The sequence below is a fragment of the Altererythrobacter ishigakiensis genome (assembly GCF_001663155.1).
Classification (GTDB): Bacteria; Pseudomonadota; Alphaproteobacteria; order Sphingomonadales; family Sphingomonadaceae; genus Erythrobacter; species Erythrobacter ishigakiensis.
This window is the reverse complement of sequence record NZ_CP015963.1, coordinates 1,644,891-1,660,234: the sequence shown is the minus strand read 5'-3', so window position 1 is coordinate 1,660,234 and position 15,344 is coordinate 1,644,891. Positions and strand designations below refer to the sequence as shown.

Here is a 15,344-nt window from a genome sequence, read left to right as displayed (position 1 = left end):
ATGGGCGCGCGCATACTCAAATTCGTCCTGATGGTATTTGGCGTAGCGCTGGTACTGTCAGGCGGATTGTGGGCGCTCCAGGGCCTCGGCATCGTCATGTGGCCGGCCGAAAGCTTTATGCTGGCTGATCGTAGCTGGGCGCTATACGGTGGAATTACCGTGCTGGTTGGCTTCGTATTACTTTGGGGCTCTAGCCGAATCGGACGCTAGATCGGTCGGAATCGGCTCATCTCTGGGCTGATTTTGCACCTTCGATTTCAGGCAAGTGTAATGTGAAAGTCGCGCCCTCGCCCGGTGCGCTCGATATGGAAAGCGCGCCGCCCATGGCTTCTGCAAGCTTGCGTGAGATATAAAGGCCTAGTCCCGATCCACCGTCGCCTGAACGTCCCAGTCGTTCAAACTTGGCGAATATCCGCGATTGCTGGTCTGCCGACAGTCCGGGACCTTCATCACCTACAGAAATCGAACCATCATCGCCGGTGCCGAGGGAGACCAAACTACCTTCGGGCGAGTAATTTATCGCATTGCCAGCGAGGTTGAGCAGAATTTGAAGCACGCGAACCGGATCACCGCGCACAAATGGGCCGCTTTCGCCCACTTCAGCTGCAAGCGTGATGGACTTCGCCTGAGCCTTGGCATTCAGCATCTTGGAGGTTTGACGTGCGATTTCCGCCAGATCGACTTGCTGCGAAGAGACTGAAAATTCCGGCGATTCAATTGTCTCAAGCTCGTGCAAATCGTCGAGCAAGCTTGCCAGGTGACGCGCCGCCGATGCGATGTCACCCGCATACTCTGCATATTCCTGCCGCAGGGGACCAGCCAGCCGCCCACGAATCTTGTCGGCATTTGCGACAATCCGAGCGACAGGCTTTCTCAATGCTGGCGCAAGTGCATCAGTGACAAGCTTCGGTCCTGCATCGCTCTTGTTCGGTTCATCGCTTTCCAACAAAGGCTGCTCTGCCACGAGCAGCAGCTCGAACGCTCTTGGTGTAATCGGATCGTTCCCAACCGGGATTAAGCGCGCGAACCAGTCACGCTGCGAGCCTGTGATCTTGCACTTGGCTCCATCCAACAAGCGCCAATGCAGCGGCTGACGATGTGAAACGCCTACAAGCTCGACATAGTCAGTCCAGATTTTGCCGGAATCTTTGCGGGTTTGGCTGATCAGCTCTGCAAGGTCTGCCGCATGACCTTCGCCCGCCAGCAAACGCTGCTTGCCATCAAGCCGGGCGGTGAATTCCGCCGTCGCACGGTCGATGGCATCTTGGCGGATAGCTTGCTCGCGATCATCCTCACTCCCCGCCCTTTCCCGACGCCAGTTTTCGATCAAAATTTCGCAGCCGCCATTGCCCGAATTTTCGTCGGGTCTGATGCGGACATATCCTGTGACGCGACCATCACCGTCTGAGGCCGAGAATTCACGTGCCAGCCTAAGACCCATTGCGCGCGCCTGCTGCACCAGCTCCAGCAGTTCTGGAACGGCCAATTTCCCAGGCACTTCTCCGCCACAGCGCTGCTGCAACTCAGCCAGCGGCTGGTCAGCAGATAACAGCCGATCTTCGTGATCGGTCATGCCTCGCGCGGCAAGCAAAGTTTCCGGAGTTTCCATGCTTACCGCACCGGCTCGCTATAGGTTCCAGCAAGCATCGCCGCCGCAGTTTCTGGTGCAACCAGGTCGGCACCGTCCGGTAGTGTAAGATCGTTCTGAATCATCAGAAACTGTTTTCGGACTTCTTCAGGCTTCAAGCCAGCTGCACGCAATGCGATCGCCAGACGTGTCGCCTGACGCTCATGGCAAGACAGAACAGCCAATTCTCGCGGTTGCTTCGATGTTCGCGCTAACGCGGTTGCGAAGAGCGCGAAACCGGCGTGTTCAAGATCCAGCGCTGCTCGCACACCATTGCCCATCGCGCCTATCAGGCGGGTCAAAAGGCCAAGCCGTGAATTGCCTTCATCGAACTTGCCGCGCAGGTTTGTAATGGCGCGATCCAGCTCTGACTGATCGCCTTCGCTCACCGAACTGCGCCATTGCGATACGGCTTCATGGAATAGCTCAGCCGGCAACTCGACAATGGGTAAACTCATGCGCCGCTGAGCCTGCACATACCGAGCCTGCGCGCTCATGGTAGCCATCGCCAGTTCTGCAATGCTGTCATCCGTCGAGGCGATCAGTTCCTGAAGTAGCGGCGTCAAGACCTGGTCGATGCCGCAGCGCTCCTCCAGATCGGCAGTCAACTGGCCTTCCATCGCAAGCGCGTAGCAGTGACTGACCAGGATACTGCTGCCCGCCAGACGGTTGGACAGACCAATCAGTCTGGAGCTATCGATCTGTTTCGATCCTGCAGTTGCTTCCGCTTCGGCGGACAACATACTGCCTGCAAGATTGCCCAACATTCCGCGCATACGAGCGACCAAATCCTCGCTCACCAGAGCTTGACCATTGGTCGCCAGCAAATGGCTCAATACCGGTGCAACTCCGGCAAGCGCACTGTCGCACTGCGCCAAATCACGGCGCAAGGCGCCAACGGCCTGCTCGGTTTCAGTCACACTGGTCACAACATTATCCATCGCGTGCGTATAGCGCGTCTTGGTTAAGCGCGCGTTAGCTGCGAATCTCGCTTAAAATACAATGACAAAGCAATAATCAGCAGCGTCAGGCCGCCCGCCATGGCGTGAAGCTGACCGAAAATCGTCGCACCAAGCAAGCTCAATGACAGCAAAACCCTGTCATTCAGTACCCTTGCATAGGGGCCTGGCCAAATCTTCGCGCCCAAGCGCAGCTTGCCGATCAAGGCTAGCGGAAGAAACAAGCTTTGAAGCAGGTTTGAGGCATCAAATGGCCACGCGAACACCGCAATGATAGCAATATCTATAAGGATATCTCTCAGGCCCGTGGCACTATTCGGTTCGCTTCCGCGAAGCCGCGTTTTCAGCTGCGCCAATCCATCCCGGCACGACCATAGAAACACAGTCAGGCCAAGCAATGCGAAACCGGCCGCCTGATTTGCAAAGTAGCTTGCCGTAAGCGCACCTGCGAGAGACAGGCCACCCGCCACCCCTGCAATCAACGGGCCGTTGTCAAGTCCGTCCGGTGCAAGCGATCTGGCCAATCGTCGGCTAAATGCTCTCGTAGGCTCCCACCATGAAACACGCTCAATCGTAGCGTCGAGGAGGTTTCGCTCGCGAACTTCCAGATCAGAGCCGCTACGCATCAACAGCCACTCACCGGTCTGGAGCACATCTGTATCCATCGGAATGAGCTTGCCTCCAGATTGTAAAGCAAGCCTGAGCAATAGCGAAACAGTGTCGCTATCAGGTGGCATCTCTGCCAATCTTTCAGCAATATGTGCGCGTGCAACGAATATCCCGGCCCACGCATGCTGGGCATCGATCCTCTCAAATCCCGCGGCGATACCTGCCTCGTCGGGCAAACATAATACACCGCGTTGCTGCTGGAGAAAATTGCTCACCAGCTCTCGGTCAGCGATAAGTCCGTCCGCAATTACCACCAGCTCCTGATCCGCGGAAAGCAGGCTGACCAATGGCATCGGACCGCTGATCGTGTGGAATTCGCCACCAAAACCTTCGATCTGCGTTCTTAACTCATCGAAAGCTTCATGCTTGGCTTCGGTCAGGCAAACAAATCGCTCACAACCAAGATCACGCGCCAGGTCCACTTGCCATGACAGCAATGTCCGACCACCGAGACGCGCGAAGCCGCACTTCTTGCCGTCGGGCAATGTTTCGAGACAGGATATAAGTGCCGTGCGCAAATTTCGCCCCCGTTTACGGAGGCAACCATAGGCACGCTTCTATCCGCCTGCCAAGGCTGAGAAATGGCTTACTTGATGAAATCGTAGGGGGCAGCGCCTTGTCCGCGTAAAGCCGCGATCGCAGCTTCAATCCGGCGTATCACGGTGGGCTCGCCCGGAGCGCAGTTCAGCGCTTCCTCGGCTGCATCAAACAGCGTCTCAGCATGAAAACTGGCCGCGAGCCCCTTCAAACGCATGGCTGCAACCTGCCAGTTACCGTCGCATCGCGAACGTTTTAGCAAATCGAGCTGTTTCTCAGCGCTTTCGACCAAGGCATCGCGAAGCTCCGACAAAAGCCCGAGGTCCTGCCCCGCGGCTGCCGCCAATGTCGCATCGAGTGATCCGCTTTCATACGCCATTTCATCCCTTTATCGGGAAGTTGGTTAAAGCAGGGTTTATCCTGAAGAAAAATCGGGTAGTTTCTGCAAATGACCAATCGATGGCACATTCAGGCCGTAGGCCAGGAAGCGACGCAGGATGCGTCCAACGAAACGGAAACCAGCTCTGGCGATGAACCAATTATGCTGGAAGAAGAATGGGTTAGTGAGGACGAGGACTATGAACCCGTTCCCCGCCGACGCTGGATAGAGTGGTTGGTTCCGAGCACAGCCATCATTGCCATGTTGGCGTGGACCGGCTTCTTTGCCTGGACATTCCGAGATGACATGCTTTCCGGGGGGACTGCCCGGCAATGGATAGACTGGACGATCAGTTGGGCGGTACCGATGCTGCTCATCTCGGTATTCTGGCTGTTATCGCTGCGAAATAGCCGGCGCGAAGCCCAGCGATTTGGCGATACAGCGCAGCTGCTGCGACAGGAATCTCAAGCGCTGGAAGAACGGCTTGGCATCGTGAACCGCGAGTTAGCGATGGCACGCGAGTTTCTCGGCAGCCAATCACGTGAACTCGATTCACTCGGTCGGGTCGCGAGCGAACGAATCTCAACGCACGCTGCCGAGCTTCAAAGCCTGATCCAGACCAATGGCGTGCAGGTCGATGCCATCGCAAGTGTGAGTGATACGGCACTGAATAATATGTCGAAACTGCGCGATGACTTACCAGTAATTGCCAATTCCGCGCGTGATGTTTCCAACCAGGTTGGGCAGGCCGGTCGAACCGCTCATGAGCAGCTGGAGAAGCTGGTTACCGGGTTCGAACGGCTCAACAAGTTTGGAAAGGCGAGCGAGAATCAAGTTACTGCATTGTCGGAAAAAATCAGCTCGGCCTTGACTGGGTTTTCTTCCCAGCTGGATTCGATCGATCAGGCCGCCAAAGAGCGTTTTGCCGCATTGAGCGCCAAGGGAGAGCAATTCCGCGTAGAGTGGGAAGGCCGCGAGGTCGATGCCCTGGCCTCGATGCGCAAGCGTTCTGACGATTTGCGACAGTCTGTCATCGCCATGGCTGAAGAGTTGGCAGATCAGGAAACAGCGCAGATGGCACACCTGCAGACCAGACTCGACACGCTGCGCGAGGGCAGCGAAGAAGTCAGCGCAAGTTTTGCCACGACGCAAGAGAAGTCGCTGCAGCAATTGCGCGAGAAGAAAGCGGTTTTCCAGACCGAGATAGGCGAAGTTGTTGCCCGCCTTGATGCGCTGGACAAGAAAGCAATTGAAGCATCGCGCCAGCGCGTTGTTGCGCTTCATGCAGAAGCGACCGAATTTGACGAGAAGATCGCGGCCCGCAACGCGCGCTTCCAATCGGACTTCGCCAAGCGCCAAGACGAATTTGACACGCGCGAAACTCAAGCCAGCGAAATCCTTGCGCAGCGACTTAGCCAGCTCGACGAGATGTTTGCAGAGCGCATCAACGCTCAGACCGAACGGCTGGAGAGTTTGGTTTCCTATGGCACCAGGCTTGCTGGCAAGATGGAAGAGTTGCAGTCCCTGCTTGAGGCGATCGAAGGACAATCGCAGAGCGCACGTTCATCTATCGGGCAAGGCATTGGCGACTTCAACGAGAAGATCGCCGCCGCGCGTAGCGAGATGGATCAAGCCGGCAGTGCGATTTCGACACTTACCGAATCTGGCATTCGTTTGCTCGAAATCATCCAGTCTGGCGCACGTGAAGGCCGCGAAACGTTGCCTGAAGCGATAGATCAGGCCGCTACCGAACTCGCAGAGATTGAAGAACGTGCTGCATCTCTAAAAAACACTGTAGACGCCGTACATCAACGAAGCGGTGATCTGTCGGATTATGTCATTTCGGCAAGAGATAACCTTCAACAGGCAGAGCACCAAGTCGATGCTTTTAACTCGAAGCTGTCGGACAGTTCTGGAGAAACCCTGACCAGAATATCGAATTTGCGCAGCGCCATCACTGCACTGTCTGACGAAAGCGAACGCGTCAGCAAGAAGTCGGCCGAAGAGCTGGAGAGAGCCATCGCAGAACTTGAAAAGGCAGCCAAATCAGCTTTCGCAGCGATTGAAAGCGGTTCTGGAGAGCGCCTAGATGAAATGGCACAGCAAATTTCAGCCAGAGCCAGCGCTGCGATAGAGCGCAGCCTGCGGGTTGAAGGCGACGCTGCAGTGGAGCGTCTGGAGGAAGCATCTGTTCGAGCCAACCAGAGCGCTCAAGAATCCACCAGAGCCTTGCGTGATCAGCTCGTAAAGGTGAACGAGCTAACCGGAAATCTGGAGGAGCGCATTTCGCGTGCGCGCGAACAAGCTCAAGAGCAAGTCGACAATGACTTCTCCCGCCGAATGGCGCTGATCACGGAAAGCCTCAATTCCAATGCCATCGATATCGCTCAGGGTCTGTCAAAAGACGTCAGCGATACGGCTTGGGCCGCCTATCTCAAGGGAGACCGCGGCATCTTCGCGCGCAAGAGTGTGCGTCTGGTGAACAATGTTGAAGCTCGCGAAATCATGGATCTTTACGAATCCGATCGCGCTTTTCGCGAACATGTCAGCCGCTACATCCATGATTTTGAGGGAATGCTGCGCAATGTTCTCTCAACCAGAGATGGCAATGCGTTGGGGGTCACCTTGCTCAGTTCCGATATCGGAAAGCTCTATGTTGCGTTGGCACAATCGATTGAGCGCTTGAGGGACTGACGCAGTCTGACACCCTAGCTGTCTATCCGTCTCTCTGACTTGGCGGTTCAGGAAAGAAATTCAGGTCTTCAGCAGTGATCCAACCATATTGGTAATTGAGGATATAAAGACCGGTCAGAATTGCTGAAACAAAAGTTGCGCGCATTGCATGCTTGCCGGGCTGAAAACTTACCGGAGCGCTGTCTGCCTGACCCGGCACCTTTTCATTGCCCACTTCGTCATCGGTTTTCACGCCGAATGGCAGCATGACGAAGGCGGTCATCACCCAAAACAACGCGTAAATCGCGAGAATTGATGTCCATTCCATCATCAGTCGTCGCCTAACATGATCACACGCACTTGCGGCTTCTTGCCTGACCACCGTTGCGCAGCACGTCGTGCAGCAAGGCGCGCCGCTTCATAAACTGTATCAGGATCACGCGCGGCGTGTCCACGAAGCCGTTTCAATGCGCCTCGCACATCCTCACAAGCTTCCTCAACAAAGTCAGACATGTCCTCTTCCAACGGAAGACCGATCGCTTCAATGGCCGGGTTACGGGCTTCATCGAGCACCACAATCAACACGCCATCGCGCGCAATTCGGCGACGCATGGTAATTGCATCGCCATCGGCCGGTGCAATGATGTCCCCGTCAAGGACAAGGCGCCCTGCCCGCACCTCTGCGATCTTGCCGGGATACCCCGGGGCCAATCGCACGATGTCGCCATTTTTCTGCACAATATTGGCGGATATGCCCTTGGTATGACCAAGCCGTGCCTGTTCATGCATGTGACGCACTTCACCGTGAACCGGCACCAGGATTTCGGGTTTCAGCCAATCGTACAGCGCTTCAAGCTCTGGCCGGCCCGGATGGCCCGAGACATGGATCGCGCTTTGTCGGTCAGTCACCATTACGATGCCCCGATCAGCCAACTGGTTCATTACACGCCCAATTGCCAATTCGTTACCCGGGATCTGGCGGCTAGAAAACAGGATCACGTCATCGGGCGCCAACTCAAGCGGATGGTTGCCTTCGGCTACTCTTGCCAGCGCCGCGCGCGGCTCACCTTGCCCCCCGGTTGCAATGATCAGCACCTCGCCGCGTGGCAGACTCATCGCCGTATCGAAATCGATCGGCTCGGGAAAATCCTGAAGATATCCGTTCTCTTGCGCAACACTGATGATCCGGTCGAGCGAACGCCCAGCAACGCATAGTTGCCTGCCGGTTTCACGCGCAACCTCTCCTAAGGTCTGGAGCCGCGCTACATTTGACGCGAAGGTTGTAACCATCACGCGTTTTCCGGCGTGCTTGGCGACTTCTTTCATCATTGATGTGTGCACTGCGCCTTCTGACCCGCTTGGGTTGGGGTTGAAGACATTGGTGCTGTCGCAAACCAGCGCGAGCACGCCTTCGTCACCGATCTCGCGCAATTCCTCTTCGGTGGTCGGTTCTCCGATGATCGGCTCTTCATCAAGCTTCCAGTCACCGGTATGAAAGATACGGCCGTGAGGCGTATCAATTTTCAGCGCGTTGCCTTCCGCGATCGAATGCGCAAGCGGAATGTAAGTGACTTTGAACGGACCGAGCGAAAATTCTCCGTGATCTTCCTCGACGATGAAAAGATCGAGTTCCTTGGTCAGGCCTGCCTCTTCCAGCTTGCGGCTGACCAACTCTGCAGTGAAAGGTGTCGCGTAAAGTGGCACACCCAATTCAGCAGCGAAATAAGGCACCGCTCCGATGTGGTCCTCGTGACCGTGCGTCAGGACAATGCCGAGCAAGTCTTTCCGGCGATCCTCAATAAACTCCAGATCGGCGAAAACCAGATCTACGCCAGGATAGACATCGCCTGAGAATGTCATGCCCAGGTCGACCATCAACCACTTGCCATTGCAGCCGTAGAGATTGACGTTCATGCCAATCTCTCCCGAGCCGCCTAGCGCAAGAAAGAGCAGCTCTTTCTCTGGAGTGAAGTCCTTCTTCACGAGGTGGCGTGCTCCGCCAGAATCGCGAGACCCTGAATAGTCAGATCAGCATCGACGTGGTCGAAGATGTCGGTCTTCTCGTCAAACAGAATAGCCAGCCCCCCGGTGGCTACAACTTTAGCTGGACGGCCTATCTCGGCACGCATCCGCGCTATAAGCCCTTCCATCATGGCTACATGCGCCCAAAAGATGCCGATCAGCATCTGATCCTCTGTATTGCGGCCGATAACGCTGTTATTGTCAGGTGCACGGATAGCGATACGCGGCAGTTTGGCAGTCTTGCCAACCAATGCGTCGAGCGAGAGATTGATGCCGGGCGCGATGATCCCGCCTTTATAAGTGCCGTTGAAATCAATCGCTTCGAACTTGGTAGCGGTGCCGAAATCGACCACAATCAGATCGCCGCCATACTTGTCGTGCGCCGCGAGAATATTGAGAGCGCGATCCGCCCCCAAAGAGCTTGGCTGCTCTACGTCGATGGCAAACGGCCACTCTGCCGCGCCTTGCCCCGCCACCAATGGCGTTATCCCGAAATACTTTTCGGAAAGTACATTAAGGTTGTGGTTCGCCCGCGGAACGACAGAGGCATAGATTATCTGCGTGACATCTTCGCGCTTTACACCTTCGATCGCCAACAGTTGCAGCAACCATACCGCATATTCATCGCCTGTTCGGCGCGGATCGGTTGCAATGCGCCAGCGCGCCTTGATTTCTCGCCCATCAAAAAGCGCAAAGACTACGTTGGTGTTTCCGACATCGGCGGCGAGCAGCATTGCGAACTCCTAATCCAGATCCACGTCACCCGCGTGGACGGTGCGCGTCTTGCCATCGCTGTCGCGCAACAGCAAGGAACCGTTCACATCAAGACCGGCGAAAGTTCCTGACAGTTTCTCTCCAGAGGGATCATGTACAGTTAATGGCGAACCGAGCGGGTGCGCCGCTGCTTGCCAGCGACGTAGCAACAAATCGAGGCCATGATTGCGCCAACGCTCTAACTCCGTGTCAAAGCTGACTGCCAAGCGATCTGCGAAGTCCTCAACCGACGGCGGTCTTGTCACATTGGAAAGTGCAACCGTAGCACGGTCAGGCAGGTCTGGTGCTGCGCGAAGATTCACCCCAATGCCTACCACAACCGCGCCGCTGGACGATTCGAGAAGAATGCCAACCAGTTTGGCGCCACCTAGCAAGACGTCATTTGGCCACTTCAGCATCAGCGCGGACGGGTCGGGGCAATGCGGCAACAACGCCTCGTAGACTGCGAGCCCGCTCATCAAGGCAAGTGTGGCTGGCGAAGCATCGCTCGATGCAGGCCACACGATGGTAGAACCCATGAAGTTGCCCGCACCGTCGAACCATTCCCGGCCCTGGCGCCCTCGCCCGGAAACCTGGCGCCTTGCGATCAGCCAATCACCTTCGCGCAGCGGCTCGCCAGCGCTTAGCTGCGAGAGCAAGTCTGCGTTTGTGGAACCGGTCTCGTCTACGAAGCGGATCAAGAGGCTAGGAACAGCGCGGTTGCGGCCTTGTCTGCCAAGTCACCCAGTGACGGTGTAAGCAAGTATCCCAAAGGCGAAATGATCAGCGTCGTAATGCCAAGCACCGCCCAATGGCTGGCGTTGCTCTTGCCAGTTACCACACCGGCAGGGTCATCGAACATGATGATCTTGCAGACCTTAAGGTAGTAGAACGCGCCAATCACGCTGGCGGCGATACCAAGGGCGGCGAGGATGATCATATCCGCTTCAACTGCCGCCTGGAACACTACAAACTTGCCCCAGAAGCCGAAAAGCGGCGGAATGCCCGCCAGGCTCAGCATCAGGAAGAAGATGCACCATGCCAACAATGGCTGTTCGCGCACCATGCCCGCCATGCTTGAGATGTTCTCAACTGGCGTGCCATCTGCGTCCTTCAGCATCAGCACCGCGACAAAGCTGCCCAGTGACATCGCCATGTAGATCCACAGATAGACCATCATCGCACTCGCACCCTGCTGCGTTACGGCTGCTAGACCGATCAGGATGAAACCGACGTTGTTGATCGACGAGAATGCAAGCAGACGCTTGATGTTTTCTTGGCCGATTGCGCCCAGCGCGCCGACCACAATTGATGCCAGCGCGATGAAGATGACGATCTGCTGCCATGCGTCTGACTGGCTGCCGAAAACTTCCAGCGCAACACGTGCTGTTAATGCGACAGCTGCCACCTTGGGCGCTGTGGCAAAGAAAGTCGTCACCGGTGTTGGGGCGCCCTCGTAAACATCGGGTGTCCACATGTGGAACGGCACTGCGGAAATCTTGAACGCAAGGCCCACCAGTACAAATACGATTCCGAAAAGCGCGCCAGTCGATAGCTCGCCTGACAGTGCAGTGGATACGCCTACAAAGCTGGTGCTGCCTGTGAAGCCATAGACCAGGCTCATGCCGTAGAGCAGAATGCCGGAAGCAAGTGCGCCAAGAACAAAATACTTCAGACCCGCTTCGGCCGACTTATCGTCGGTGCGCAAGATCGATGCGAGGACATATGCGGCAAGGCTGTTGAGCTCTAGCCCCAGATACAGCGTCAGGAAATCACCTGCAGAGACCATGATGCTCATGCCCAATGACGCGAACACGATCAGGACAGGATACTCAGCACGCATAGCGTTCAAACGGTTGAAGTAGCTTGGAGCCACTAGCAAACAACCGATTGCGCCGAGATAAATCAGCGACTTGGCAAAGGCTGAAAACGCATCCGCGCGCATCAGATCGCCAAATGCCGACGTGACTGCGCCCACTAAGCCGTCATGCAAGGTCGGAACCAGCAGGATACCAGCCACGAACAAACCGATGCTGGCGAGATATGTGTTAAGCTGCGCACGCGCGTCACCGCCCCATGCTGCGATCAGCAGCAGAAGCATACCCGTTCCGGTCAGCACAAGCTCAGGCGCGATCAGCGCAAAGGAGGTTGAAAAGTCCATTAGTGGGCTCCCTCTCCGTGATCATCGCCTGCATGCGACATTTCATTGGCAATCACGCCGGTCGGCTGGCCAATCACAAGCTGGCTATCTCCTTCAGGGGCCGCACGGGCAAGTCGCGCCTCAAGCGCGGCAATATCCTGCCTCATCGGGGCGAGGAAGCTTTCCGGATACACACCCATCCAAAGCACAGCGGCCGCGATCGGCGCAAGCATGATCCATTCACGCTTATCCAGATCAAGCATGGCAGCAGCATCGGCGTGTTTCTGGTCACCAAAGGCCACTCGGCGGTAGAGGTAAAGCATATAGCCAGCGCCCAGAATAATGCCCGTGGTGCAGATCAGCGCGACCCAAGTCGAGGCTTCGTAGATACCTGCCAACGCCAGGAATTCGCCGATGAAGTTGCTCGTGCCCGGCAAGCCGATGCTGGCCATGGTGAACAATAGGAAAAACAGCGCGTAGTACGGCATGTTGATGCTGAGGCCACCGTAGCGCGAGATTTCGCGCGTGTGGAGACGGTCGTAGATTACGCCGACGCAGAGGAACAGCGCGCCCGACACAAGCCCGTGGCCGAGCATGATCATCATCGCGCCTTCGAGGCCTTGCACGTTGAAAGCGAAAAGTCCTGCCGTCACGATCGCCATGTGCGCGACCGATGAATAGGCAATCAGTTTTTTCATATCGTGCTGAACCAATGCAATCAGACTGGTGGCTACTACTGCGATCATCGACAATGCGAAGACCAGCCATGCCAGTTGCGCGCTCGCTTCCGGGAACATCGGCAGGCTGAAACGGATGAAACCGTATCCGCCCAGCTTCAACAGCACACCTGCCAGAATAACAGAGCCCGCAGTCGGCGCCTGAACGTGCGCGTCGGGCAACCAGGTGTGCACCGGCCACATCGGCATCTTCACGGCGAAGCTGGCGAAGAAGGCCAGGAACAGCCAGAACTGCGCATCCGGATCGAAGTCATACTGCATCAGCGTCGGGATGTCGGAAGTACCCGCGGTGTTCACCATCCAGAACATCGCTATAAGCATCAAGACCGAACCAAGCAGCGTGTAGAGGAAGAATTTATAGCTCGCGTAGATGCGATTATCTCCGCCCCACACACCGATGATCAGGTACATCGGGATCAGGCCAGCTTCGAAGAAGATGTAGAACAGGAACAGGTCCTGCGCGGCGAAAACACCGATCATCAAGACTTCCATGATCAGGAAAGCGGCCATGTATTCGCCGACGCGTTTCTGGATGGCTTCCCAACTGGCAAGGATACAGATCGGCATCAGGAAGACGCTCAGCATGATCAGCATCAGTGCGATGCCGTCGATACCCAACGCATATTCGAAACCAGCGAACAGCGGCGCAGTCTCAGTAAACTGCCACTGCGGTCCGCCAATCTCGTAATTCGCCCACAGCACAATGCCGAGCGCCAGATTGGACAGTGTCGCAATCAGCGCAGTCATACGCGCGGCCTGCGCCTCGAGGAAAAAGCACGCGATACCCGCAATCAACGGGACCAGCAGCATAGCGGAAAGGATTGGAAAGCCTTCCATCAAAACAGGACCCATGTGATTGCAGCGACCAGGCCGAGAAGCATGATCAGCGCGTAGCTGTTGAGATAACCGGACTGCACCTTCTTCGCGACGAGTGCACCGCGCTGGACCAGCCATGCGGCACCGTTCGGACCAAAGCGGTCGATCGTGCCTTCATCGCCTTTCTTCCAGAAGATGCTGCCCAGCCAGAAAGCGGGTTTGACGAAGACAATGTTATAGAGCTCGTCGAAATACCACTTGTTGTAAACGAAGCGATGGATGACGCGGAACTGCTCCACGAACTTGCCCGGGATTGATGTGTCTTTGATGTACGCGAACCAAGCGGTGATGAAACCGATGATCATCACGAAGGTCGCGGTCAGCTTCACCCACAGCGGCACTGCATGCAATGCATGAATCAGGTTCTCGTTGAAGTAGATCGACCCGCCCCAGAATGCGCCATTCACAGCTTCGGCAGACCCATCGATGAACGGATATTTAAACACGTAGCCGGCAAGGATCGCTCCCACGGTCAGCACACCCAGCGGGATCAGCATCGAGATCGGGCTTTCGTGCGGCTGATAACCGCCAGTCGTGTCTTCACCTGCCTCTTCGGGTGTCTTGTGTACTGAGTGCTGAATATGCTCACTCTCGATCCAGCGGGGTTTGCCGTAGAACGTGAGGAACACAAGGCGCCAGCTGTAGAAGCTGGTTAGCAATGCTGCGACCGCGCCCGCCCAGAAGGCGAACATTGCCATGTCCGTTCCGCGGGCAAAGGCAGCCTCCAGGATCGCGTCCTTCGAATAGAAGCCTGCAAAACCAAAGATGCCCAAAACACCCACGCCAGTGATCGCGAGCGTGCCCGCTATCATCGCGTAGAAGGTGAGTGGAATCTTCTTACGCAGGCCGCCGTAATAGCGCATGTCCTGCTCATGGTGCATCGCGTGGATCACCGAGCCCGCGCCCAGGAACAGCAGCGCCTTGAAGAACGCGTGCGTGAACAGGTGGAACATCGCCGCGCCATATGCACCTACACCCGCTGCAAAGAACATGTAGCCCAGCTGAGAGCAGGTTGAGTACGCGATCACGCGTTTGATGTCCCACTGCGTAGTGCCGATCGTGGCGGCGAAGAAACACGTCGCAGCGCCGACGAAAATAACGATGCTGAGCGCCACCGGAGCAGCTTCAAACATCGGTGACAGGCGGCAAACCATGAACACGCCAGCGGTCACCATGGTAGCCGCGTGGATCAGCGCGGAAACCGGCGTTGGACCCTCCATCGCGTCAGGCAGCCAGGTGTGGAGACCCAATTGAGCAGACTTGCCCATCGCGCCGATGAACAACAGCACGCACAGGATATCCATTGTGTGCATCCGGTAGCCCAAGAACCCGATGGTGGAACCAGTCATTCCGGGGGCTGCTTCGAGAATTTCCGGGATCGAGGTGGTCTGGAACACCAGCCATGTACCAAAGATACCCAGCATGAAGCCCAGATCGCCAACGCGGTTGACCACAAACGCCTTGATCGCGGCGGCATTGGCAGTGGGTTTCTTGAACCAGAAACCGATCAAGAGGTACGAAGCAAGTCCCACCCCTTCCCAACCGAAGAACATCTGAACGAGGTTGTCGGCCGTCACCAGCATCAACATCGCGAAGGTGAACAGAGAAAGGTAGGCGAAGAAACGCGGCTGATCCGGGTCTTCCTCCATATAGCCCCAGCTATAAAGGTGGACGAGCGCGGATACGGTGGTGATCACCACCAGCATCACTGCTGTGAGCGCGTCGACGCGTAGCGCCCAGTCAAAGCTCAGCGTGCCGCTCTCCACCCACTTCAGGACGGGAACAACGCTTGCTTCCATGCTTCCTGTCAGGAAACCAACAAAGATCGGCCAACTCAGGATACAACTGATGAACAGCGCGCCGGTCGTGATCGACTTGGCAATTGTATTGCCCAGCATACGATTGCCCAGCCCCGCGATAATCGCCGCGAGCAAAGGCAGGAATACGATGAAAAGGATCGGATGCACTTGGT

General features: G+C 56.4%; 13 protein-coding genes. 2 read left to right on the top strand and 11 right to left on the bottom strand.

The window, feature by feature from the left end; genetic code table 11:
- Positions 1 to 210: a hypothetical protein gene (locus A6F69_RS07845; RefSeq protein WP_067599538.1), complete on the top strand. Its 210-nt coding sequence runs from the start codon at positions 1 to 3 to the stop codon at positions 208 to 210.
- Positions 211 to 226: 16 nt separating this feature from the next.
- On the opposite strand, the gene A6F69_RS07840 is transcribed toward A6F69_RS07845, so the two are convergent.
- The 4 genes from A6F69_RS07840 to A6F69_RS07825 all read right to left on the bottom strand — a co-directional run bounded on the left by A6F69_RS07840 (position 227) and on the right by A6F69_RS07825 (position 4,171).
- On the bottom strand, positions 227 to 1,609 hold the full coding sequence (locus A6F69_RS07840) for a sensor histidine kinase (RefSeq protein WP_067599537.1): 1,383 nt from the start codon (positions 1,607 to 1,609) through the stop codon (positions 227 to 229).
- A gap of 2 nt (positions 1,610 to 1,611) precedes the next feature.
- Positions 1,612 to 2,568 carry a hypothetical protein gene (locus tag A6F69_RS07835; protein WP_067599532.1) on the bottom strand — a complete coding sequence of 319 codons (957 nt, stop codon included), beginning with the start codon at positions 2,566 to 2,568 and terminating at the stop codon, positions 1,612 to 1,614.
- 23 nt (positions 2,569 to 2,591) lie between these two features.
- Positions 2,592 to 3,773, bottom strand: coding sequence for a hypothetical protein (locus tag A6F69_RS07830; protein WP_144573638.1), 1,182 nt, complete (start codon positions 3,771 to 3,773; stop codon positions 2,592 to 2,594).
- 68 nt (positions 3,774 to 3,841) lie between these two features.
- The gene (locus A6F69_RS07825; RefSeq protein ID WP_067599527.1) at positions 3,842 to 4,171 is read right to left on the bottom strand and encodes a hypothetical protein; all 330 of its coding nucleotides are present in this window, start codon (positions 4,169 to 4,171) and stop codon (positions 3,842 to 3,844) included.
- A 69-nt stretch (positions 4,172 to 4,240) separates the two neighbouring features.
- Between A6F69_RS07825 and A6F69_RS07820 the strand changes: the two genes are divergently transcribed.
- Positions 4,241 to 6,865 (top strand): hypothetical protein, encoded by a 2,625-nt coding sequence (locus A6F69_RS07820; protein WP_067599524.1) that lies wholly within the window; start codon positions 4,241 to 4,243, stop codon positions 6,863 to 6,865.
- A 22-nt stretch (positions 6,866 to 6,887) separates the two neighbouring features.
- Here the strand turns inward: A6F69_RS07820 and A6F69_RS07815 are convergent, their stop codons facing one another.
- From A6F69_RS07815 to nuoL, 7 genes are read right to left on the bottom strand one after another with little or no spacing between them, the layout of a single operon-like run.
- Entirely contained in the window at positions 6,888 to 7,175 is a 288-nt protein-coding gene (locus tag A6F69_RS07815; RefSeq protein WP_425388049.1) for a DUF1467 family protein, read from the bottom strand.
- Entirely contained in the window at positions 7,175 to 8,827 is a 1,653-nt protein-coding gene (locus tag A6F69_RS07810) for a ribonuclease J (RefSeq protein ID WP_245638210.1), read from the bottom strand. Before A6F69_RS07810 ends, A6F69_RS07815 begins: the two co-directional genes overlap by 1 nt.
- Positions 8,824 to 9,600: a type III pantothenate kinase gene (locus tag A6F69_RS07805; RefSeq protein WP_067599522.1), complete on the bottom strand. Its 777-nt coding sequence runs from the start codon at positions 9,598 to 9,600 to the stop codon at positions 8,824 to 8,826. The genes A6F69_RS07810 and A6F69_RS07805 overlap by 4 nt, the downstream gene beginning before the upstream one ends.
- Before the next feature lie 9 nt (positions 9,601 to 9,609).
- Complete coding sequence (locus A6F69_RS07800; RefSeq protein WP_067599520.1) at positions 9,610 to 10,320, bottom strand: biotin--[acetyl-CoA-carboxylase] ligase; 711 nt, start codon at positions 10,318 to 10,320, stop codon at positions 9,610 to 9,612.
- A complete protein-coding gene (gene nuoN / locus A6F69_RS07795) occupies positions 10,317 to 11,780 on the bottom strand; it encodes an NADH-quinone oxidoreductase subunit NuoN (protein ID WP_067599518.1) in 1,464 nt (487 codons plus the stop codon). The genes A6F69_RS07800 and nuoN overlap by 4 nt, the downstream gene beginning before the upstream one ends.
- Complete coding sequence (locus A6F69_RS07790) at positions 11,780 to 13,333, bottom strand: NADH-quinone oxidoreductase subunit M (RefSeq protein ID WP_067602793.1); 1,554 nt, start codon at positions 13,331 to 13,333, stop codon at positions 11,780 to 11,782. Before A6F69_RS07790 ends, nuoN begins: the two co-directional genes overlap by 1 nt.
- Entirely contained in the window at positions 13,333 to 15,339 is a 2,007-nt protein-coding gene (gene nuoL, locus A6F69_RS07785; protein WP_067599516.1) for an NADH-quinone oxidoreductase subunit L, read from the bottom strand. Before nuoL ends, A6F69_RS07790 begins: the two co-directional genes overlap by 1 nt.
- Positions 15,340 to 15,344 lie beyond the last annotated feature (5 nt).

Coding starts and splice junctions, on each gene's coding strand:
- A6F69_RS07805 (WP_067599522.1), bottom strand. CDS start 9,600: ATGCTGCTCGCCGCCGATGTCGGAAACACCAACGTAGTCTTTGCGCTT.
- A6F69_RS07815 (WP_425388049.1), bottom strand. CDS start 7,175: ATGATGGAATGGACATCAATTCTCGCGATTTACGCGTTGTTTTGGGTG.
- A6F69_RS07820 (WP_067599524.1), top strand. CDS start 4,241: ATGACCAATCGATGGCACATTCAGGCCGTAGGCCAGGAAGCGACGCAG.
- A6F69_RS07845 (WP_067599538.1), top strand. CDS start 1: ATGGGCGCGCGCATACTCAAATTCGTCCTGATGGTATTTGGCGTAGCG.
- nuoN (WP_067599518.1), bottom strand. CDS start 11,780: ATGGACTTTTCAACCTCCTTTGCGCTGATCGCGCCTGAGCTTGTGCTG.
- A6F69_RS07825 (WP_067599527.1), bottom strand. CDS start 4,171: ATGGCGTATGAAAGCGGATCACTCGATGCGACATTGGCGGCAGCCGCG.
- A6F69_RS07840 (WP_067599537.1), bottom strand. CDS start 1,609: ATGGAAACTCCGGAAACTTTGCTTGCCGCGCGAGGCATGACCGATCAC.
- A6F69_RS07790 (WP_067602793.1), bottom strand. CDS start 13,333: ATGGAAGGCTTTCCAATCCTTTCCGCTATGCTGCTGGTCCCGTTGATT.
- A6F69_RS07835 (WP_067599532.1), bottom strand. CDS start 2,568: ATGGATAATGTTGTGACCAGTGTGACTGAAACCGAGCAGGCCGTTGGC.